Source organism: Pectobacterium sp. IFB5596, from assembly GCF_021432585.1.
Classification (GTDB): domain Bacteria; phylum Pseudomonadota; class Gammaproteobacteria; order Enterobacterales; family Enterobacteriaceae; genus Pectobacterium; species Pectobacterium punjabense.
In genome coordinates, this window is sequence record NZ_LXFY01000012.1 from 245,248 (window position 1) to 268,296 (window position 23,049).

16 protein-coding genes and 1 pseudogene are annotated in these 23,049 nt (G+C 50.8%); 12 read left to right on the forward strand and 5 right to left on the reverse strand.

Annotated features, from left to right (window positions below; translation table 11 throughout):
• Positions 1 to 4: 4 nt before the first annotated feature.
• Together rcsD and rcsB are read left to right on the forward strand one after the other, a co-directional pair.
• On the forward strand, positions 5 to 2,692 hold the full coding sequence (gene rcsD, locus A6301_RS10915) for a phosphotransferase RcsD (protein ID WP_234257772.1): 2,688 nt from the start codon (positions 5 to 7) through the stop codon (positions 2,690 to 2,692).
• Positions 2,693 to 2,700: 8 nt separating this feature from the next.
• Positions 2,701 to 3,351 carry a response regulator transcription factor RcsB gene (gene rcsB, locus A6301_RS10920; protein WP_005976164.1) on the forward strand — a complete coding sequence of 217 codons (651 nt, stop codon included), beginning with the start codon at positions 2,701 to 2,703 and terminating at the stop codon, positions 3,349 to 3,351.
• 37 nt (positions 3,352 to 3,388) lie between these two features.
• On the opposite strand, the gene rcsC is transcribed toward rcsB, so the two are convergent.
• Positions 3,389 to 6,244, reverse strand: a complete 2,856-nt coding sequence (gene rcsC / locus A6301_RS10925; RefSeq protein WP_234257773.1) for a two-component system sensor histidine kinase RcsC — start codon at positions 6,242 to 6,244, stop codon at positions 3,389 to 3,391.
• Positions 6,245 to 6,359: 115 nt separating this feature from the next.
• On the reverse strand, positions 6,360 to 8,999 hold the full coding sequence (gene gyrA / locus A6301_RS10930; RefSeq protein WP_234257774.1) for a DNA topoisomerase (ATP-hydrolyzing) subunit A: 2,640 nt from the start codon (positions 8,997 to 8,999) through the stop codon (positions 6,360 to 6,362).
• A gap of 248 nt (positions 9,000 to 9,247) precedes the next feature.
• On the opposite strand from gyrA, the gene ubiG reads away from it, so the two are divergent.
• From ubiG to A6301_RS10965, 7 genes are all read left to right on the forward strand, one after another.
• Positions 9,248 to 9,967: a bifunctional 2-polyprenyl-6-hydroxyphenol methylase/3-demethylubiquinol 3-O-methyltransferase UbiG gene (ubiG, locus tag A6301_RS10935; protein WP_215483147.1), complete on the forward strand. Its 720-nt coding sequence runs from the start codon at positions 9,248 to 9,250 to the stop codon at positions 9,965 to 9,967.
• A 349-nt stretch (positions 9,968 to 10,316) separates the two neighbouring features.
• Positions 10,317 to 12,602, forward strand: a complete 2,286-nt coding sequence (nrdA, locus tag A6301_RS10940) for a class 1a ribonucleoside-diphosphate reductase subunit alpha (RefSeq protein WP_205541547.1) — start codon at positions 10,317 to 10,319, stop codon at positions 12,600 to 12,602.
• Positions 12,603 to 12,711: 109 nt separating this feature from the next.
• Positions 12,712 to 13,842, forward strand: a complete 1,131-nt coding sequence (nrdB, locus tag A6301_RS10945; protein ID WP_107168367.1) for a class Ia ribonucleoside-diphosphate reductase subunit beta — start codon at positions 12,712 to 12,714, stop codon at positions 13,840 to 13,842.
• 3 nt (positions 13,843 to 13,845) lie between these two features.
• Positions 13,846 to 14,106 (forward strand): class I ribonucleotide reductase maintenance protein YfaE, encoded by a 261-nt coding sequence (gene yfaE, locus A6301_RS10950; RefSeq protein ID WP_107168368.1) that lies wholly within the window; start codon positions 13,846 to 13,848, stop codon positions 14,104 to 14,106.
• A gap of 199 nt (positions 14,107 to 14,305) precedes the next feature.
• Positions 14,306 to 15,916 (forward strand): methyl-accepting chemotaxis protein, encoded by a 1,611-nt coding sequence (locus A6301_RS10955; RefSeq protein ID WP_234257775.1) that lies wholly within the window; start codon positions 14,306 to 14,308, stop codon positions 15,914 to 15,916.
• 167 nt (positions 15,917 to 16,083) lie between these two features.
• Complete coding sequence (locus A6301_RS10960; protein ID WP_107168370.1) at positions 16,084 to 16,998, forward strand: SPFH domain-containing protein; 915 nt, start codon at positions 16,084 to 16,086, stop codon at positions 16,996 to 16,998.
• Positions 16,998 to 17,453, forward strand: coding sequence for an NfeD family protein (locus tag A6301_RS10965; protein WP_107168371.1), 456 nt, complete (start codon positions 16,998 to 17,000; stop codon positions 17,451 to 17,453). Before A6301_RS10960 ends, A6301_RS10965 begins: the two co-directional genes overlap by 1 nt.
• A 9-nt stretch (positions 17,454 to 17,462) precedes the next feature.
• Here the strand turns inward: A6301_RS10965 and cueR are convergent, their stop codons facing one another.
• Positions 17,463 to 17,882 carry a Cu(I)-responsive transcriptional regulator gene (gene cueR, locus A6301_RS10970; protein ID WP_107168372.1) on the reverse strand — a complete coding sequence of 140 codons (420 nt, stop codon included), beginning with the start codon at positions 17,880 to 17,882 and terminating at the stop codon, positions 17,463 to 17,465.
• Positions 17,883 to 17,998: 116 nt separating this feature from the next.
• Here cueR and copA point away from each other — a divergent pair, with 116 nt between their 5' ends.
• Entirely contained in the window at positions 17,999 to 20,722 is a 2,724-nt protein-coding gene (copA, locus tag A6301_RS10975; RefSeq protein WP_234257776.1) for a copper-exporting P-type ATPase CopA, read from the forward strand.
• A gap of 95 nt (positions 20,723 to 20,817) precedes the next feature.
• Here copA and A6301_RS10980 read toward each other — a convergent pair whose 3' ends face one another.
• Together A6301_RS10980 and A6301_RS10985 are read right to left on the reverse strand one after the other, a co-directional pair.
• Positions 20,818 to 21,249: a type II toxin-antitoxin system HicB family antitoxin gene (locus A6301_RS10980; RefSeq protein WP_107168374.1), complete on the reverse strand. Its 432-nt coding sequence runs from the start codon at positions 21,247 to 21,249 to the stop codon at positions 20,818 to 20,820.
• Positions 21,250 to 21,276: 27 nt separating this feature from the next.
• Positions 21,277 to 21,453 (reverse strand): annotated as a pseudogene (locus A6301_RS10985) (type II toxin-antitoxin system HicA family toxin); the annotation flags it as partial.
• A gap of 187 nt (positions 21,454 to 21,640) precedes the next feature.
• On the opposite strand from A6301_RS10985, the gene A6301_RS10990 reads away from it, so the two are divergent.
• Positions 21,641 to 22,450: a TraB/GumN family protein gene (locus A6301_RS10990; protein WP_234257777.1), complete on the forward strand. Its 810-nt coding sequence runs from the start codon at positions 21,641 to 21,643 to the stop codon at positions 22,448 to 22,450.
• Between the two features lie 79 nt (positions 22,451 to 22,529).
• The gene (gene ybaK, locus A6301_RS10995) at positions 22,530 to 23,009 is read left to right on the forward strand and encodes a Cys-tRNA(Pro)/Cys-tRNA(Cys) deacylase YbaK (RefSeq protein ID WP_107168376.1); all 480 of its coding nucleotides are present in this window, start codon (positions 22,530 to 22,532) and stop codon (positions 23,007 to 23,009) included.
• Positions 23,010 to 23,049: the final 40 nt, after the last annotated feature.

The window sequence follows — 23,049 nt, forward strand, 5'->3', positions numbered from 1 at the left end:
ATTGATGCCAGCCATGATCTTGCGTTATTTTTCCCTCCTTACGGTGTTATCGCTCCTTATTACTGGAACGTTTGGCTATAGCTACATCAACGATTTGCTGGCGGACAAAAAGCATTCGCTGACGACCATTGCTCAGGGCATACAGAAACGCGTCGATACTTACCGTTTTTTCACCTATCAAATTTACGGCAGTCTGAACAGTGAACCGTCCGCTAGTGACGCCAACATTAGCGCGATTAATTTAATGCCCAATGTTTTCTATGTAGAAAAAAACGGTCAGAAAACGGATGCGTTGATTTTTGGGCAACACGATAAAGGGACGCTGACATCGGTTCGTCGGATATCACGCTATCTCGATATTCTCTGGGGAGCAGAGAATAACGTCTATTCCATGTATTACCTGAACGGTATCGACAACAGCCTGACGATGATTTCTACGCAAACGCTGAAAGATATCTCTTCGCAGTTCCGCGGCAATTATATTACGGTCATTGCTGAAGCCCGCCGAACAGAAATGCTACAACAGGCGAATGTATTAGACGAGCGCGAAAGTTTTTCCCCGCTGCGTAAATTACGCTTCTATAACGACTACTATTTTACGCTGCGCACCACATTCAATCAGCCGGGCCATCTGGCGACGATTCTGGCATTCGATTTGCCAATTAACGATTTAATCCCAGACACGATTCCGCGCGAGCATCTTATGCTGAAGCCAGATACGCCAGCGGCCAGCAATATTGACAGCAGCAATAATGGCGAAGGCGCAGCTGACGTGCAGCTTCATGGCTCTAATCTTGAAATCTCCGCCACACTCGTTAATGCACCGCTAAAAATCGTTTTTCAGGTGCCGGTGAAAGCTCTGATGATTGATGTGTTGCGTAATAACATCTGGTTTCTACTGCTGAATCTGGTTCTGCTGAGTTTGTCCGTTATAGGTTTTTATCTTTTCCGGCGGACGTATGCGCATCCCGACGAAGACTTATCCCATCAGTTGGAAAATAAGCTGGATATTTACCGCGAAACCACGGGAAAAATCCCGATGGGCGTATTGGTTTATGATTTCAGCAGCAACAAGATCATTATACAAAATGAGCGTGCAGAGCATCTGCTTCCTCACCTGAGCCTGCAAAAAATCACCAATATGGCAGACGAACATCAGGGCGTTATTCAGGTCACTATCAATAATGAAATGTATGAAATCCGCCAATTTCGTAGCCAATATTCGCCAGACTATTGTCTCTTCCTGCTGCGCGAACAGGATAAAGAGATTCTGGTGCAGCGGAAATTACTGCTAGCCCAGCGTGAATATGAAAAGAATATTCATGCCAGAAAACGCCTATTCCAAAACCTGCTCAGCGAATTCAAACAACCGTTGATCTCACTACAACAACATATTCAGGCGATACGCCACAGTGATGCGGCGATCATAGAAGCACAGACGCTGGAGCAACTCACAGCAGATACCCGCTGCGCGATCGAGCTGTTGGAAAATATCGCCCTGCATGAAAAGCTGGAGGCGCAGGAATGGACGGTGGTCAACGCCAGTTTTTCACCGCTAGCGCTTATCGACAATGTTCTCCTTGAGCTGCTGCCACGGTTGAATCAAAAAGGGTTAACCTTATTCCATCATTATCATCTGGATAGTAATCAAACTTATGTGGGTGATGCCGAGCTGTTGAAAAAGATGCTGGCACTGCTGCTAAATTATTCGGTGACCAATACGGATTACGGAAAAATTACGGTGTCGGTTGACAGAAAAAATAATGAGCCGGACAGGCTGGTTATTCAGGTCAGCGATACAGGAACACATATTTCAGGTAAAGAGCAGGAAAATATTCGGCATCCTTTCCTGCATCCTGCAACTTCCGACCATTTCGGACAAAATTCAGGATTGACCTTATTTTTGTGCAATCAACTCTGTAATAGACTGGGCGGCGCGTTAACCATCAACAGTAAATCCGGGCTAGGTACACACTATATTCTGACGTTAAAACTAGAGCCGGAAGCGCTGCCCGTTGAGGACGAAAAACTGCTGGATGGTATTACCGTTCTGCTGGATGTAACGTCTGATGAAGTACAGAATATCGTCGGTAATATGCTGGCGGGCTGGGGAGCGAATTATCTGATCAGCGAGGAACGCCAGATTACTCAGGAAGCCGATATTTTTATTACTGATGACCCGGAGAAAAAAGCAGATTATACGCTGCTGTTGAGTCATGACGATGACACGCTAATGCCTTTGGGCCCGCGCCGTTTACGGGTGAACTACAATATCAGCCACCTCCTGCTGGAGGCATTGCTTAAGCTGATTGAACTGCAACTGGAAACACCCCCCGATACGACGCAGGAAGGAGAACAGAACGATATCGAATTTTACGCCGCACAATTGGCGTCAAGCGACTATTATTCGCTGTTCGTGGAGACAGTACCGGATGATTTAAAGAGGCTGTATACTGAAGCGCAAGCAGGCGATTTTCCGTCACTTTCGCAGACGGCGCACCGGCTGAAAGGCGTGTTTGCCATGCTGAATCTGCACCCTGGCAAACAGTTGTGTGAACAGCTTGAACAGCATATTACCGCGCACGATAGTGTACAGATTGAGGCTAACCTTCATGAAATTGAGAGGTTTGTCAGTGCATTACTATCCCCAAGCGAACCTAAAGGGCAGCAAGGTAGCCAACAAGATGAGTAACCAAAACGATGAGTAACCTAAACGTAATTATTGCCGACGACCATCCTATTGTCCTTTTTGGCATCAAAAAATCACTTGAGCAAATTGAATGGGTCAATGTGGTTGGCGAATTTGAAGACTCAACCGCGCTGATCAATAACCTGCCTAAGCTGGACGCTAATGTTTTAATCACCGATTTATCCATGCCAGGCGATAAATACGGCGATGGTATAACGCTCATTAAATACATTAAGCGTCATTTCCCTCATCTCTCTATTATTGTTCTCACCATGAACAATAATCCGGCGATTCTGAGTGCGGTGCTGGATCTGGACATCGAAGGCATCGTACTGAAACAGGGCGCGCCGACCGATTTACCCAAAGCGCTAGCAGCCCTGCAAAAAGGAAAGAAATTCACGCCGGACAGCGTATCCAAAGTGCTGGAGAAAATCAGCGCCAGCGGCTACGGCGATAAACGTCTGTCCCCGAAAGAAAGTGAAGTACTGCGTTTGTTTGCAGAAGGCTTTTTAGTGACCGAAATCGCCAAAAAACTGAATCGCAGTATCAAAACGATCAGTAGCCAGAAGAAATCAGCCATGACCAAGCTCGGCGTCGAGAACGATATCGCCCTGCTCAACTACCTGTCCTCCGTTAACGGCGGCGCAACACAGGTCGACTAGGTTTTTCTCCCTGCATCGGCAATTGCGCCGATGCAGGTCACTTCTCGGATGTTCTCGCCTGACGCACCACGTTACTGTAATACGCCAGCGCCTGCTGCAATGTATCCAGCGTAACCGGTTTTGACAAACAGTGATCCATCCCCGCCCCAAGGCAGCGTTCTCTTTCCTCTGCCAATGCATTCGCCGTCACGCCAATGACCGGGAAGCGTAGCCCCTGCTCCCGCATGCGCTGGGTGAATAAATAACCATCCATATTCGGCATGTTGACGTCCGTCAGCACGATATCAATGTGGTGTTTACTCAATACGCTCAGCCCATCTACGCCGTCATTCGCCGTCATCGCCTGATACCCCAGAGAACCCAACTGATCGGCCAGCAATCGACGGTTGATAGGGTGATCGTCAACGACAAGAATCATAATGTCGCCATTCTCAACCCGCTCATAGTGCGTCAGCGGCGGTGAAATCTCCTCGCGAGTGTTTTCTTCACTTTCTGAGCGATAAATTTTCTCCAGCAAATCAGGCAGATGTTGAGGTGTCGATGTCCCCTGCACCCAGTGGCCCTCACTCACTTTCTGTGCCGATCCGTTATGTGCGCCGCTTATCACGATATGCGCCCGAACAGTAATATCTTCTGGCGGGCTGTAATCACTAATCATCACATCATCGGGCGACACAGTTTGATTTTGGTAACGCACAGCCTGCACGCCTTGGTTCTGCAACAACGTCAGTAGATATGCCTCCAGCCGGGCATTGCGCACCCTCAACCAGCATATTTTCCCTTGCAGGCTGGCGTTGATCGCCACGGGAGCATAGTGCGCTTTATACAACGGAATTCTGACGCCAAACAGGCTGCCGAGCCCCGGTTCCGACTCGATGGTAATGTCGCCATCCATCAGATTGATCAGCTTCTCACAAATGGCCAACCCTAGTCCTGTACCCTGAAAATGGCGCTGTACACCACTCCCCGCCTGGAAGAATGGATCAAACAACTTCACTGCCTCACGCGGTTGAATACCCACACCAGTATCACGCACCACAAATTCCAGATAACCATCGCGGCAGCCAACTTCAAAAATGATGCAGCCCGTATCCGTAAACTTGATCGCGTTACTCAACAGGTTAGACAGCACCTGCTGTAAACGAACAGGATCGCCAAACAGGCTGACCGGTACATTAGGATCGATAAAGCAGTACAGCATCAGGCGTTTTTTGACCACCAGCGGGAGATAGTTACTGGTGATGTGGCTGATCACCTCATGCGGTGCAAATTCACAGGGTTCTATCTTCAACTGCTCCGACTCAATCTTGGAAAAATCGAGGATATCGCTGATGATCTTCAGCAGCAGTGAGGAAGAGTTGTTCATCGCCAAGACCAAACGGTTAGCATCCTGCGGCAGCGCCTTGGTTTGCAGCAAATCAAGATTGCCAATAATGCCATAAAGCGGCGTGCGCAATTCATGGCTCACAGTGGCAAGGAACATCGATTTAGACTGGCTTGCCTGCTCGGCGGCATTCGCCATTTCCTGTAGCGACTCTTCCATTTTGACGCGCGCGCTAACGTCCAGCAGCACACAAATCGCCACATTTTCATTGCGGTAACGCGAATGGACAAAGCTGATTTGCAGGTGGTGGTTACGGCTGGTCATCACATCCACAAACTTGGACTGCTGCTCGCAAATAATGCGGGTAATTCTCAATCGGTCTTCGTGGGTGAGTAAATTAAGGTAGTTGTGCGCCAGTTCGTTACTGAGGATATTTGTACCGTCACTAATACGCAGAATACAAATGCCTACCGGTGCCGACGCCACGATCTTGCGGTTGAATTGCTCATTCTCTTCCAACTGAAAGGCATTCACTTCCGCAGGCAACAGCATTTTTCGCTCAAACACCAGCGCCAACACAAACAATAGAATTGCTGAAAGGATATTCAGCACGAGCATATTGATCATCAATGCACTGATATGTGACAACAGCACCTTCAGCGGCAGCGAGTACACAATACTGAACGAAGTAGGCGGCAGCGCCTTCTTCAGAATGAGTTCATCATAGCCATTCGCATAACCAAAATAGTTATGATCGGAGGGATAACCCTCTGCCGAGGAAGCAGAGAGCCCTCTGTCATCGGAAAACTGTAAAACGACCTGATTATATTGATCCAACAACTTGGCATTGAGCGGAAATTTGCTGACGGTGACGAAGTCATCCAGACGAATCGTCTGTTCAATCCCCATGATGACTTCCAGCTTGTTATCCACATAGATCGGCGTGAGTGCATATAAATAGCCGACATCGGGGATGGATGCGGGGGTAATCCAATAAAGCGTTTCATCACGCCCAGTTTGGGTACGATTTTTCTTCTGATCCTGAAACCGATCCTGCACATTTTTAAGCAAGTTATCACGGTCAAGCGACTGATTACGAATGCCAAAATCAACCATACAGCGCCGATCGCCGCCGACAAAAAAGACCCGATTAAGATCGTAGACGGCAGAGAAATTATCCTGCCAGCCATTGAAAAAATGACTCAATGAGAGCAGCGCTGCATTCCCGCCATATTGCGTGGAACAGGTTGCGCCGGGCGTAAGCGCATAAACAGAAACACCCGGCCCCCCTTCTGTTGGCGGCTCAGCCCTTTCTCTCGCCAGCACTAAACGATTTGCCGCCAGATACTGAAGTTCGCGCACAATATCCGCAGCATGGCGGATGTATCCCTGCGACTGATCAAAGCTAAGATTATATTCCTGCCGCAGCTCCGACTCTTTTTCATTCAATACTTTAGTAATATAGAAAACGGATATTAGCGCGCCTAACACCCACAGCATGATCGCCAAAACCCGGAACAAATAGCGGGAGACTTTTAATGTGGTATGGAATGAGGCGAGATATTTCAAGTGAATACCGTTGAATGATGGAAGAACCAGTTGGCTGATACACTACCGAGTGTCGATAAAAAAAGCCAGCGCATCGCGCTGGCTTACTCGGCTCATTCCAGTTTAAGGAAAAGGCTTATTCGTCATCTTCAGCGATATCATCATCGCCATCAATGTCGTCGATAGCATCATCGTCTTCGGCAATTTCGCCTTCAACGTTTACCACGCCATCCAGCTCTTCATCTTCTACCGGTTCAGCAACACGTTGCAGGCCGACAACATTTTCATCTTCCGCCGTACGAATCAGCGTCACACCCTGGGTGTTACGCCCAACGATGCTGACTTCAGACACGCGTGTACGCACCAGCGTTCCCGCATCGGTGATCATCATGATCTGGTCTGCAGCATCAACCTGAACCGCACCAACCACTTTACCGTTACGCTCGCTGACCTTGATAGAAATAACCCCTTTCGTCGCACGTGACTTGGTTGGGTACTCACTCACCGCAGTACGTTTACCAAAGCCATTTTGTGTGACGGTCAGGATGTCGCCCTCACCGCGAGGAATAATCAACGACACCACGCGATCTTCACCTTGCAGGTTGATACCACGAACGCCCGTTGCCGTACGCCCCATGGAGCGCACCGCCTGTTCAGAGAAGCGGACTACTTTACCTTCCGCTGAGAACAGCATCGCTTCATCGCTGCCATCGGTCAGGTCAACGCCAATCAGCTCATCACCCTCGTTCAGATTAACCGCGATGATCCCCGCGCTACGTGGGCGGCTGAATTCTGTCAGCGCAGTCTTCTTCACCGTACCGCTCGCCGTTGCCATGAAGATATGGCGGCCTTCTTCGTATTCACGGACTGGCAGAATCGCCGTGATACGTTCATTTGGCTCAAGCGGCAGCAGGTTAACGATCGGACGACCGCGCGCGCCACGGCTGGCTTCCGGCAATTGATACACCTTCATCCAGTACAGACGGCCACGGCTGGAGAAGCACAGGATCGTGTCGTGGGTATTGGCTACCAGCAGACGATCGATAAAGTCTTCTTCTTTAATACGAGCCGCAGATTTACCACGACCACCACGACGTTGGGCTTCGTAATCGCTCAGCGGCTGATACTTCACATAACCCTGGTGAGACAGCGTGACGACAACATCTTCCTGATTAATCAGGTCTTCGATATTGATATCGGCGCTATTCGCCGTGATTTCTGTACGGCGCTCATCGCTGTACTGCGTTTTGATTGCTTCCAGCTCTTCGCGGATCACTTCCATCAGGCGCTCAGGACTGTTGAGGATATAAAGCAGCTCAGCGATCTCCGCCAACAGCGCTTTATATTCATCCAGCAGCTTTTCGTGCTCCATCCCAGTCAGTTTTTGCAAACGTAGATCCAGAATCGCCTGCGCTTGCTGTTCTGTCAGGTAGTAGCGACCGTCACGAATACCGAACTCTGGCTCCAGCCACTCTGGACGTGCAGCATCATCGCCCGCGCGTTCCAACATGGTAGAAACGCTGCCCAGTTCCCACGCTTGTGCGATCAGCGAGGCTTTCGCTTCAGCAGGTGACGCCGCACGACGAATCAGTTCGATAATCGGATCGATGTTCGCCAGCGCAATGGCCAGACCTTCCAGGATATGGGCGCGGTCACGGGCTTTACGCAGTTCAAAAATGGTACGGCGCGTCACCACTTCACGGCGATGGCGCACAAACGCAACCAGAATATCTTTCAGCGGCATGATCTTAGGCTGGCCCTGATGCAGTGCCACCATGTTGATGCCGAATGACGTCTGAAGCTGCGTCTGGGAATACAGATTATTCAGGACCACTTCGCCCACGGCGTCGCGCTTAATCTCGATGACGATACGCATACCGTCTTTATCGGATTCGTCACGCAGGGCGCTAATCCCTTCAATACGTTTGTCTTTGACCAGCTCAGCAATTTTCTCGATCAGGCGTGCTTTGTTCACCTGGTACGGAATTTCATGCACGATGATGGTTTCACGTCCGGTTTTCGCGTCCGCTTCAACTTCAGCACGCGCACGGATGTAAATTTTACCGCGCCCGGTGCGATAGGCCTCTTCAATACCGCGTCGGCCATTGATGATCGCCGCCGTCGGGAAATCCGGGCCTTTGATGTGCTCCATCAACCCTTCAAGGGTAATGTTTTCATCGTCGATATACGCCAGACAGCCGTTCACAACTTCCGTCAGGTTGTGCGGTGGAATGTTCGTTGCCATCCCGACGGCGATACCGGAAGAACCGTTAACCAGCAGGTTGGGAATACGCGTAGGCATGACGTCAGGAATCTGCTCGGTGCCGTCATAGTTCGGCACAAAATCGACCGTCTCTTTTTCGAGATCGGCCAGCAGTTCATGAGCAATTTTCGACATGCGAATTTCGGTATAACGCATGGCCGCAGCGGAGTCGCCGTCAATCGAACCAAAGTTACCCTGACCATCAACCAGCATGTAGCGCAGTGAAAAAGGCTGCGCCATACGCACGATGGTTTCATAAACGGCAGAGTCGCCGTGTGGGTGGTATTTACCGATGACATCCCCGACGACACGGGCGGATTTTTTATACGGTTTGTTCCAGTCGTTACCCAGTACGCTCATCGCATACAGTACGCGGCGGTGTACCGGTTTCAGTCCATCTCGAACATCTGGTAATGCACGTCCGACAATAACGGACATCGCATAATCCAGATACGAGCTTTTCAGCTCTTCTTCAATATTGACCGGTGTGATTTCTCTGGCAAGGTCGCTCATGGAGCCGCTATCCCTCTATTTAGGCATCTACCCGTGTTCAGAAAAGTGAACCGTTCAGAAAGGTGAACTGTTCAAAAGGTGAAAAATTATATCACAAACCGCCGTTTCGGGGGAAACTCCCTTCCGCTCTGAACAGACTGTTTTCCTCATGAATGTTTATCCCACAGAAAAAAGCGACAGCGCTGCACGTTGCGACATGAAGGGGTATACTCGCGGCAGTAGAAGATGATGAAAGGCAGCGATGACACATGAATGTAGAAAATCAAACCCCGAACGTTGACCATCAGGAAATTGCCAAATTTGAGGCTATTGCCTCCCGCTGGTGGGATTTAGACGGTGAATTCAAACCCTTGCACCGCATTAATCCGCTGCGTCTGGGCTATATTTCACGGCGTGCGGAAGGCCTGTTCGGCAAGAAAGTGTTGGATGTCGGCTGCGGCGGCGGCATTTTGGCCGAGAGCATGGCGCGTGAAGGTGCGGACGTCACCGGGCTGGATATGGGCGCAGAGCCGTTAGACGTTGCGCGTTTACATGCGCTGGAAAGCGGTATCACTGTCGATTACGTGCAGGAAACGGTAGAAGCCCATGCTCATGCTCACCCAGGCCTTTACGATGTGGTCACCTGCATGGAGATGCTGGAACACGTTCCCGATCCGCAATCCGTGGTGCAGGCTTGCGCTAAGTTGGTCAAGCCCGGCGGGCACGTGTTTTTCTCCACGATCAACCGCAATGCAAAAGCGTGGATGATGGCCGTTATCGGCGCTGAGTATGTTTTAAAAATGGTGCCACGCGGCACGCACGATATTAAGAAATTCATTCGCCCAGCAGAGCTGATGCACTGGGTTGACAGTACGCCGCTGCGTGAAAAGCATATCACCGGGCTGCATTACAACCCGTTGACGGACCACTTTAAGCTCGGTCCAAACGTAGACGTGAACTACATGCTTCATACCCGCCACGATAAATAGAACCCATTAAGAATACTCTTAAAAGTTGCGTGGTTTTTCACCGCGCAATTTTTTGGGTTTATCTGAAAAACCAACAAAATGGACGCGACTTATTTTTTTTACAGAATATTGACATCCTCTTAGCCCTTACAAAATCAGGATTTCGAGAAACCAACGCTTCAGCAACCTGAAATTAACACCAAAATCAAGCCTTGTACTCAAACGAATCCAGACTAGAATACTCACCATGTAGTAGCCATTTATCAAAAAATATCCATATCTAGTATTTATCCACAGAGTTAGTCACAGAGGAATTTCTGTGAATAAACGGGGGATATTTTTTTATTTTCATCAACAGGTAAATCCCAACATGAACCAGAGCTTGCTCGTTACCAAACGCGATGGCAGTAAAGAAAAAATCAATTTGGATAAAATCCACCGCGTCATTACCTGGGCCGCAGAAGGTTTACACAATGTCTCCGTTTCTCAGGTGGAACTGCGTTCCCACATTCAGTTTTACGACAGTATCAAAACCTCTGATATCCATGAAACCATCATCAAGGCCGCTGCCGATCTGATCTCCCGCGAAAGCCCAGATTATCAATACCTGGCCGCGCGTCTGGCTATCTTCCATCTGCGCAAGAAAGCCTACGGTCAGTTTGAACCCCCCGCGCTGCTGACGCACGTCACCAACATGGTAGAACTGGGTAAATACGACAAGCACCTGCTGGAAGACTATAGCCCCGAAGAATTCGCTCAGATGGACGCTTTCATCGATCACTGGCGTGACATGAATTTCTCCTATGCTGCGGTTAAACAGCTGGAAGGAAAATATCTGGTCCAAAACCGCGTGACCGGTGATATCTACGAAAGCGCCCAGTTCCTGTACATTCTGGTCGCCGCCTGCCTGTTCTCCGGCTACCCGCGTGAAACCCGTCTGGATTACGTTAAACGTTTCTATGACGCGATTTCCACGTTCAAAATTTCTCTGCCGACGCCAATCATGGCGGGTGTGCGCACCCCGACACGTCAGTTCAGTTCCTGCGTGCTGATCGAATGCGGTGACAGTCTGGATTCCATCAACGCAACGTCCAGCGCTATCGTGAAATATGTTTCCCAGCGTGCCGGTATCGGCATCAACGCGGGCCACATCCGTGCGCTCGGTAGCCCAATCCGTGGCGGTGAAGCGTTCCATACCGGCTGTATCCCTTTCTATAAGCATTTCCAGACAGCCGTGAAATCCTGCTCTCAGGGCGGCGTACGCGGCGGGGCTGCCACGCTGTTCTATCCGCTGTGGCATCTGGAAGTAGAAAGTCTGCTGGTGTTGAAAAACAACCGTGGCGTAGAAGGCAACCGCGTTCGTCACCTCGATTACGGCGTACAGTTGAACAAACTGATGTATCAGCGCTTGGTAAAAGGTGAAGAGATCACGCTGTTCAGCCCATCTGACGTTCCGGGGCTATACGACGCGTTCTTCGCCGATCAGGATGAGTTCGAGCGCCTGTATGTGAAATACGAGCAGGATGACAGCATCCGCAAGCAGCGCATCAAAGCCGTTGAACTGTTCTCCCTGATGATGCAGGAACGTGCTTCTACAGGCCGTATCTATATTCAGAACGTTGACCACTGCAATACGCACAGTCCGTTCGATCCGGTGATTGCGCCGGTTCGTCAGTCCAACCTGTGTCTGGAAATCGCGTTGCCGACCAAGCCGTTGAACGATGTGAATGATGAAAACGGTGAAATCGCACTGTGTACGCTGTCAGCGTTTAACCTCGGCGCGATTAATAGCCTGGACGATTTGGAAGATTTAGCCACGCTCGCAGTACGCGCGCTGGATGCCCTGCTGGATTATCAGGATTACCCGATTAAGGCAGCAGAGCGTGGTGCGATGGGTCGTCGTACGTTGGGCATTGGCGTCATCAACTTTGCCTACTATCTGGCGAAAAATGGCGTACGTTACTCCGATGGCAGCGCCAACGGCCTGACGCACAAAACGTTTGAAGCGATCCAATACTATCTCCTGAAGGCGTCGAATGTGCTGGCGCGTGAGCAAGGTGCCTGCCCATGGTTCAATGAAACCACCTACTCACAGGGTATTTTACCGATCGATACCTACAAGCGCGATCTGGACGCGATTTGCAACGAACCGCTGCATCTCGACTGGGAAGCGTTGCGTAAAGATATTAAAGCGTACGGCCTGCGTAACTCAACGCTGTCTGCGCTGATGCCGTCTGAAACGTCGTCTCAAATCTCTAACGCCACCAACGGTATTGAACCACCGCGCGGCCACATCAGTGTCAAAGCGTCCAAAGACGGCATTTTGCGCCAAGTCGTGCCAGAGTACGAAACGCTGAAAGATGCCTACGAACTGCTGTGGGACATGCCAAATAACGATGGATACCTGCAACTGGTGGGTCTGATGCAGAAATTTGTCGATCAGGCGATCTCCTCCAACACCAACTACGATCCATCACGCTTCCCGTCAGGTCGGGTGCCAATGAAGCAGTTGCTGAAAGATCTGGTCACGGCCTACAAATTCGGCGTTAAAACGCTGTATTACCAAAACACCCGTGACGGCGCTGAAGACGTACAAGACGATCTGTTGGCAGAGCCACAGGACGATGGCTGCGAAGGCGGCGCGTGTAAGATTTAAGCCAATAATAAAAGGCTGCGATGCAGCCTTTTATCCTTTTAGCGCGGGCGTTTTACCCGCAGCCGCAAGCGGCGTTAAAAAATGCTCACGGCATTTTTTGGAGAGATTAATGGCCTACACCACTTTTTCACAGAATAAAAATGACCAGTTGCTAGAACCCATGTTCTTCGGCCAGTCTGTTAACGTTGCACGTTTCGATCAGCAAAAATATGAAATTTTCGAAAAGCTAATCGAAAAACAGCTGTCCTTCTTCTGGCGCCCGGAAGAAGTTGATGTGTCTCGCGACCGCATCGACTATCAAGCACTCCCCGATCATGAAAAACACATCTTCATCAGCAACCTGAAATACCAGACGCTGCTGGATTCGATTCAGGGACGTAGCCCAAACGTAGCGTTACTGCCGCTAATCTCTATCCCTGAGCTGGAAACCTGGGTGGAAACCTGGGCATTCTCGGAAACCATTCACTCACGTTCCTACACCCATATTATTCGTAATATCGTGAACGATCCGTCGCTGGTATTTGACGATATCGTAACGAACGAAGAGATTCTGAAGCGTGCCAAGGATATCTCCGGCTACTACGATTCACTGATCGAGATGACCAGCTACTACCATCTTCTGGGCGCAGGGACACATCAGGTTAACGGTAAAACCATCACCGTGGATTTACATACGCTGAAAAAACAGCTGTATATCTGCCTGATGAGCGTTAACGCATTGGAGGCGATTCGTTTCTATGTCAGCTTTGCCTGCTCGTTTGCTTTTGCAGAACGTGAACTGATGGAAGGCAATGCCAAAATCATCAAGCTCATCGCCCGTGACGAAGCACTGCACCTGACTGGCACGCAACACATGCTGAACCTGATGCGTTCTGGTCATGACGACCCTGAAATGGCGCAGATTGCCGAAGAGTGTCAGCAGGAGTGCTATGACCTGTTCGTACTCGCCGCTCAGCAAGAAAAAGAGTGGGCTGAATACCTGTTCCGCGACGGTTCGATGATTGGCCTGAACAAAGATATTCTGTGCCAGTACGTGGAGTACATCACCAACATCCGCATGCAGGCAGTAGGTCTGCCGCTGCCATTCCAGACGCGTACTAACCCCATTCCGTGGATTAACGCCTGGCTGGTATCCGATAACGTACAGGTTGCACCGCAGGAAGTCGAAGTCAGCTCTTATCTGGTCGGTCAGATCGATTCAGAAATCAGCGACGACGACCTGAGCGATTTCCAACTGTAATCGATGAGCAATCCAACTATTACGCTGCGCACATCAGGTGCGCAGTTTTCCTGTTCAGACGATGGCCCTTCCCTGCTGGATGTGCTGGAATCCAACCGTGTCAGCATTGAATACCAGTGCCGCTCTGGCTATTGCGGTTCCTGTCGGCTGCGTCTGGTAAAAGGCAGAGTCGCGTATCGTCAAACACCACTAGCCTGTATCCAACAGGATGAAATCCTCCCCTGCTGCTGTATGCCGCAAGGCGACATCGAACTGGATCTATAGCCCTATCTCTTTCATATTTTTTGTTCTTGCTATTGAAGATTATTTAATTGAATAAGCTCGCTTATTTGGTTATTTTTTCTTTACTCAGAATAAGTCAATAATATCGACACATCATGCCAAAATAATAACCATCATATTACAACTCGATATACATTTGTTTTACGATTTTGACTATACATAGCAAAAAAGGACCTATCACATGAGAATAAGCACAAGATTAAACACCGGATTCGGTGCAGGGATGCTAATAGTCGCTATTATTGGCTTTATTTCAACGGTTAATTTATCCAGCCTTAATAATCAAGTAGAAAAAATAGTTCAGACGCTATATCCCACCACGGCTTACGCCAATACGTTAATTAGTGAAATAAATAACGTCTTCGTCGAACAATCCGCTTTTTTTATCAATGAAAAGCCGGAAGACAACGAGGCAACAATTGAAGCGATTAAAAAACATCGCAGCAAGATGGTTGAAAATCTGGATCAACTACAGCGACTGGTCGTAAATGATCCTGGCCTTCAAGAGAAATTGGCTGAACTAAAAAAAGCGCATCAGGCCTTTTCCCAATCGAGCGATAACTTACTTCAGGAAGCCAAAATAGGTAACAAAGACGGGTTACGTGAACAGGCGTTAAATGTAACCTGGCCGCTTGGCACGACGCTGAAATCACTGGCTGAGCAGTTTATTGATGAATCGAATAATAGAATGACGCAGTCGGAAAAAACGGTACATGATGAATATCACACGGCCAGGTTATTTCTCCTGTTTATTATTGTAGTTGGTATTGTCTTTAGCTTTATCATTTCTCGCATCGTCATTCGTAGCATTATTCCGCCATTAACGCAGGCATTACATTTAGCCCAGCATGTCGCAAAAGGTAACCTGACACATTCTCTGCAAGGCTCGACGAAAGATGAAGCAGGTATATTACTTAATGAATTAAACAATATGACAGTCAGCCTACGAGATATTGTCAGTCAGGTACGCGACGGTGCCAGCGCGATCTCCACAGCGACATCGCAATTGAATGCCGGAAATAGCGATCTATCGGCTCGGACTGAACATCAGGCCAGTTCGCTGGAAGAAACCGTCTCATCAATGGAGCAGTTAACGTCCACGCTGAAAAATACGGCTGAAAATACTCATCGCGCCGACGCCCTTGCTTCCGAAGCATCGAAGGATATGCAAGACAGCACAGCGACGATGAAACAGGTAACAGAAAAAATGCGCGACATTCGCGATTCATCGCGCCGCATGGTGGAAATTATCGGTACGATTGACGGCATTGCATTCCAAACTAATATTCTGGCGCTGAACGCCGCTGTTGAAGCCGCCAGAGCGGGTGAGCAAGGGCGCGGATTTGCCGTTGTCGCAGGTGAGGTACGCAATCTGGCGCAGCGCAGCGCATTAGCCGCCAAAGAGATTAAAGTGCTCATTGATAACTCAGTAGATAAAATCCATGAAGGTATGGAGATGGTGGAAACCGCAGAATCATCGATCGGTGCGCTGGTCGACAACGCGTCAACCGTCGGCCAGATCATGAATGAGATTGCGCGCGCCAGCGGAGAGCAGAGCGAAGGGATCAACCAGATAAACATTGCCATCGGGCAAATTGACATGGCCACACAGCAAAATGTGTCGTTGGTCGAGCAGTCCACCGCGGCGACACAATCGCTGCAAGATCTGGCTCAACAGCTATCGGCATCCGTCTCCACCTTTATTCTCACTGATTCTATCGATACGCCCCAGTTCATCAATGCACCACAGCGCCTCTTGACGGGCTTGCCAGCAGCCACGTCTCGTCTCTGATCTCGACAACGCATCCCCTCAATTAACCAGCCAGTCCGACTCTCTCGGGCTGGCTGCCGTCAAAGATAGGTTTTAGCCGTGGATGGCGCTAGAATCGTCATGCAATACATTTTCGCCTAATCTTCTCTGGGACACTCAAAAAACAGTCATAAATAGAGGTTAATACTATGCTTACCGTCATTCCCGTTTTGATCTTTGTTGCACTTATCATCGTCTGGTCAGGCATCAAAATCGTACCTCAGGGATACCAATGGACTGTAGAACGTTTTGGCCGCTACACCAAAACGCTGATGCCGGGGCTTAATCTGGTCGTGCCTTTCATGGATCGTGTTGGTCGTAAAATCAACATGATGGAGCAGGTATTAGACATCCCCTCTCAGGAAATTATCTCACGCGATAACGCCAATGTAGCGATTGATGCCGTCTGCTTTATTCAGGTAATCGATCCAGCGCGGGCGGCCTATGAAGTCAGTAATCTGGAACAGGCTATCGTCAACCTCACCATGACCAACTTCCGTACCGTGCTGGGTTCCATGGAGCTGGACGAAATGTTGTCCCAGCGCGATAGCATCAATACTCGCCTGCTGCACATCGTTGACGAAGCCACCAATCCGTGGGGCATTAAAATCACGCGTATTGAGATCCGTGACGTCCGTCCGCCAGCAGAACTGATTGCGGCAATGAACGCGCAGATGAAAGCGGAACGTAACAAACGTGCCGATATTCTGGAGGCTGAAGGGGTACGTCAGGCCGCTATCCTGAAAGCCGAAGGGGAAAAGCAGTCGCAAATTCTGAAGGCGGAAGGCCAACGCCAGTCCGCATTCCTTGAAGCGGAAGCGCGTGAACGTGCGGCAGAAGCAGAAGCACAGGCAACTAAAATGGTCTCTGAGGCCATCGCGGCGGGTAACATTCAGGCAATTAACTACTTTGTCGCCCAGAAATATACCGATGCCTTGCAGCAGATTGGCTCCTCCAATAACAGCAAAGTGATCATGATGCCGCTAGAAGCCAGTAACCTGATGGGAGCCATTGGCGGGATCACCGAGCTGATTAAAGACAGCAAAGACAGCCGAGGTCAATAATGGGCATTGAACTGGTGATGGAAAATGCACACTGGTTCTGGCTGTCACTCGGCGGTCTGCTTTTAGCCGCCGAAATGCTAGGTGCCAGCGGTTATCTGCTGTGGAGCGGCTTATCCGCCGTATTGGTTGGGCTACTCACGTGGGTTATGCCGCTGGGCTGGCCATGGCAGGGGACAATTTTCGCCATCATGACGATCGTTACGGCGTTGCTCTGGTGGTATTGGCTGCGTAAGCGAACGCTGTCGCGCCCACCGTCAACGCTTAACCAACGTGGGCAACAGTTGATTGGCCTGCGCGCTACCCTGACCGAACCCGTGATTAACGGCTTTGGCCGGGTCAACATCGGCGATAGCAGTTGGCGCGTGAAATCAGAGCAGGAACTGCCTGCCGGCACGCATGTTGAAGTGTTTGCCGTTGACGGCATCACACTGCATGTCCGGCCGATTGAGCACTAACAGAGCGCACTATTTAGGGGAGCCCGACTCCCCTTTCTGACAGCAGCCCGCCAGATTATTAATGATCGGACACTCAGCACTTCCGTCACCAGGGCACTGTTCGGCCAACGCCAGCAGTTGTTCACGCATTGTTTTCAACTCTTCGATATGCATCTCGATTTCCTGCACTTTCTGCAAGGTTCGCGCTTTGACATCCGCACTGCGCCGCAGCGGATCGTTAAATAGCGTAACCAGTTCCCGGCATTCCTCCAGATTAAAACCAACCTGGCGCGCCTGACGCAGCAGCGTTAGCTCTTCGACATGATGCTCGTCGTAGCTACGATAACCATTTTCAGAACGCAGCGGCGTAGTCAGAAGTTCTTTCTCTTCATAAAAGCGAATGGTTTTACTGCTAAGACCGGTTTTTTTCGCAACATCACTGATATTCATGATTTCCCCCTTGACCCTCCCCTTGCTAGAAGGTTTACCTTACTCAATAACTAGTAGAAATCAGATAGCCGGTCAACGTCTTTCACCTCCGGCTGTGATCACGGGAGAAAATTGTTATGTCACAAACCATAGTGTTGTCCTTGCAGGGGCTGACCTGCGGGCACTGTGTTCAACGCGTTAAAAAAGCACTGGACGCGCTACCTGCTGTCGAACAAACCGACGTCACCCAACAGTATGCCAGAGTCAGCGGAGCCGTTGATTCTCAAACGCTGATCGACACTATCGAACAGGCTGGTTACGACGCGCAACTCGCCACCACGCCGGATGTGTCTCTCCAGCTTTCCGGCCTGAGCTGCAATCACTGCGTCGCCGCGACACGTAAAGTGCTGGAAGCCATTCCCGGCGTCGTGGCAACGGATGTCACTACAGAGCAGGCCGCCGTGTATGGCAACGTTGAGGCCACGGTACTGATTAGCGCGATTGAAGAAGCCGGCTATCACGCCAGCGTACAGGAGAGCGCTCACCCAAAAACTGAGCCGCTGGCACAAGTAGCGACAACGCCGGAAGCGCTGCCAGCGGCCGAGAATACTCTTCCGGCAATAACAACACGAACCACCAGCGATGACGACAGCGTACAGCTCCTGCTTCAGGGGATGAGCTGCGCCAGTTGCGTGAACCGCGTACAGACTGCACTACAAAACGTCAGCGGCGTTACGCAAGCGCGGGTGAATTTGGCCGAACGCAGCGCGTTAGTAAGCGGTCACGCTGAGCCTGAGGCGCTGATTGCTGCCGTTGAGCAAGCAGGCTATGGCGCGGAAATTATTCAGGACGAAGAAGCGCGCCGGGCGCGCCAACAGCAAACGGCTCAGCAGGCAATTCGACGTTTTCAGTGGCAGGCGGCGCTAGGTTTGCTGCTTGGTGTCCCCCTGATGCTGTGGGGCGTATTGGGCGGCAGCATGAGCCTGACGCCAGAAAGCCGCACACCATGGCTCGTCATCGGTATTCTGACGCTGGCGGTGATGGTGTTTGCTGGTAGCCATTTTTACCGTAATGCCTGGCGCAGCTTGAAAAACGGCACTGCAACCATGGATACGCTGGTCGCGCTGGGAACGGGCGCGGCATGGCTTTACTCTATCACCGTCAACCTGTGGCCGGATCTTTTCCCGATGGCGGCGCGCCATCTTTACTACGAAGCAAGCGCGATGATCATTGGTTTAATCAACCTGGGTCATGCGCTGGAACAGCGCGCCCGTCAGCGATCTTCACGTGCGTTAGAACGGCTGCTGGACTTAACACCGCCTACTGCCCGCGTCGTGACGGCAGAAGGAGAAAAATCCATTCCGCTGTCAGAAGTCCAGTCCGGCATGACGTTGCGCCTGACAACCGGCGATCGTATTCCTGTCGACGGTGAGATTTTGCAAGGCGAAGTGTGGGTCGATGAAGCCATGCTGACCGGGGAACCGATCCCGCAATCTAAAACAACTGGCGACAACGTTCACGCCGGCACATTGGTTTCCGATGGCAGCGTTCTCTTCCGGGCTGACGCAATCGGCAACCAAACTACCCTGTCGCGAATCATCAGGCTGGTCAGACAGGCGCAAAGCAGCAAACCCGCTATCGGCCAGCTAGCAGATCGTATTTCTGCCGTGTTTGTTCCCGTCGTCGTTGCCATCGCGCTTCTCAGCGGTGCGATCTGGTTCTTTGTCGGGCCACAGCCGCAGATAGTCTATACGCTCATTATCGTCACAACGGTTCTGATTATTGCTTGCCCCTGTGCGCTTGGGCTGGCAACGCCGATGTCGATTATTTCCGGCGTTGGACGTGCAGCGGAGTTTGGCGTTCTGGTTCGGGATGCCGATGCCTTGCAACAGGCCAGCAAGTTGGATGTGTTGGTGTTTGACAAAACCGGGACGCTAACTGAAGGGCAGCCGCGCGTCGTAGCGATTCATACCGTCGGTGATGTCACGGAAGCACTGGCGCTAACCTGGGCAGCGTCGTTGGAACAGGGATCTAATCATCCACTGGCGAAGGCAATTCTTGAACGTGCGGAAAACCTTACGCTCGCGCAAGTCGAGCAGTTCCGCACGCTGCGCGGTCTCGGCATCAGCGGCAAGATCTCGGATGTCGATCTACTGCTGGGGAATCCAGCACTGCTCAAACAGCATCAGATCGATATCACCGAAGGTGAAACGCTGATCAACGAGCAGGCTCAGCGCGGCATTACGCCGGTGTTGCTCGCAGCAAATGGTCACATCATTGCGGTATTCTCTATTCACGATCCACTGCGAGCGGATAGCGTCAGCGCGTTGCAACGTCTACACCAGCAGGGCTATCAATTAGTTATGCTCACAGGAGACAACCCACTCACGGCAAGGAGCATTGCTAAAGAAGCCGGTATCGATCAGGTGATTGCTGGGGTGCTGCCAGACGGCAAAGCAGAGGCTATCAAAAAGCTACAGGCGCAAGGCAAACGCGTGGCGATGATTGGCGATGGCATCAACGATGCACCCGCACTGGCGCAGGCCGATGTCGGCATTGCAATGGGCAGCGGCAGTGATATCGCGATTGAGACCGCCGCTATCACGCTGATGCGCCACAGCCTGCACGGTGTCGCCGATGCGCTGGCACTCTCCAATGCCACGCTGCGCAACATGAAGCAAAACCTGCTGGGCGCGTTTATCTATAACTCGCTGGGTATACCGATTGCCGCGGGCGTGCTCTACCCGCTGACCGGAACGCTGCTCAGCCCGGTCGTCGCCGGTGCCGCGATGGCGCTCTCCTCTATCACGGTGGTCAGCAACGCCAACCGCTTGCTGCGCTTTAAGCCTAAAAGCCAGTAATGCAAACGCGGCACGTCTCAACAACGCGCCGCGTTTTCCTTTGCCGAACATCGTCACGATATTTATCGCTGGCAACCAGACCTATTCAACCGCGCTCATTCCAGCTCATGGCGTGCGGCTTCTGCCAAAAAATGGCTGCGATCGCGATAAGTACCCGGCTGCTCTCGCACGCGATTATCAATACGCTGTATCAACGTATCGGGAAGTGAAATGTTCAATCGCTGTGGCTTTCCCTCAAAAGCTGATAGATCGATATCCAGCACGAACCAACTATCATAGTCCGCAAAATCTGGCATCGCCGCATAGATGAGGTGTCCAGCGTCATTAAGTCGTCTAATGTCCAGATTTCCACGGCTCACGGCTTCGTCAATAAGGGTTAAAATCGCTTCCCGCGCCATGCGTGCAATCTCTTGCTGGCTGTCCGCCGCAGAGAAGCAACCGTAATCATCAGTACACAATGCCGGAACGATCAGCCCATATGCCGTAGCATCATCTTTTGGCGTTTCTACACCGACTGAAAAAAACATATTGCCTCCGAAAAGGCGGGGATCAGATCCCGCCATTTTTTTGATGGATTTGACAGTTCCAAGTGGTAAATCCTTTTTTGGATGCGGCACTGGAAACGTTTTTCCAGTAATAGGTGACCACCATATTTGGTGACTCCCGCCGTTATGCCGTTTGCACTCACAACCTGCCGCTGCCAGCTCCTTTATCAGGTCGGTTGATTTCATGTATCCTCCTAACCTGACTTTTATTATACACACCAATACACACTCATCAATATTTTACGCATAGGGAGAATCGATAGGAAGTGAGTAGCCAAACACGTAGGCTTCCGCGCCCTTAGGATTGGTACCCCTTGTATTGTTCCGTATCTAGCGTTTAGCATAGTTGTTCACACATCAGGAGACGGAACCAATGGGGCAACTGCTGCGTAGGATCGCGACTTTTCTTGGCTTTGTTTCACCGCTAGCTTATGCCTACCCGGCGATAGACGTTCAACTCACTAACAAACGACGGTTGCATCTGGTCGGCAGCATTCATATGGGCAGCCAAGATATGGCACCGCTGCCCGCTACGCTGCTACAACAACTTCGACAGGCAACCGCTCTGATCGTAGAAGCCGATATCTCTGATTCTCATTCCCCCTTCGGTAAGAATGATGCCGAGCCACCGCTCGTACAGCGCCTCAGTCCAGAAAACTATCGCCAGTTGCAAAAAATCTGCGAATCGCTCTCTTTCGATGAGAGCACGGTCAATACGCTTCCGGGCTGGCAGGTCGCGCTGATGCTACAAGCAAGACAGGCCCAACTGCTGGGCTTACGCCCCGACTGCGGCATTGATTATCAGTTGATTAATGCTGCAAAATCTCACGGCATTCAGGTTATCGAACTGGAAGGACAGCAGACGCAGGTCAATCTGTTACAGCAACTGCCGCAGGGTGGCCTGTTGCTGCTAGAAGATACGATTCAACACTGGCACGCTAATGCCCGTCTGCTGCAAACGATGGTAGGCTGGTGGCTAGACAGCAGACCAGGAAAATATAAACCGGAGATTCCCGCGACGTTCAGCAATGAGATGTCCGACCTGCTGATGGGTCAACGTAACCACCGCTGGCAACAACAGCTTCAGGCGCTACCACCTGGAAATTACATTGTGGCCGTCGGCGCACTGCATCTGTATGGCGACGAAAATTTACCTTCTCTGCTAAAAGGTAGCCATTCATAAACTCAGTAAAAGAACACACTATGACGTGCCACCGCGTCCGTAAGATAAGGCCCACAAAGGGTTTAAGGATAGTGAAGTCATGACACCCGCAGTCAATTTACTCGAAAAGAACAAGATCGCCTTTACGCTACACAGCTACCACCACGACAGTGACGAAACCAACTTTGGCGAGGAAGCGGCCAGAAAGCTGGGGCTTAATAAAGAACAGGTTTATAAAACGCTACTTGTTTCCCTGAATGGTGATGCAAAAAACCTCGCCGTGGCCGTAACACCGGTCGCAGGGATGCTGGATCTCAAGAAAGTCGCTCGCGCGCTGTCTGCTAAAAAGGCCGATATGGCCGATCCGGTCATCGCTCAGCGTGTAACGGGTTATCTGGTGGGAGGAATCAGCCCGCTCGGGCAGAAGAAACTACTGCCGACCGTGATTGATGAACCGGCACGCCAGTTCGATACCATTTTCATCTCCGGCGGTAAACGAGGATTGGACATTGAACTATCGGCAAACGATTTGGCACGGCTACTGCGTGCCACCTTTGCTGATATCGCCAAACATGATTAATTACTGCGATTAAACAAGCGTAGCCTGCCAGACGATAGGT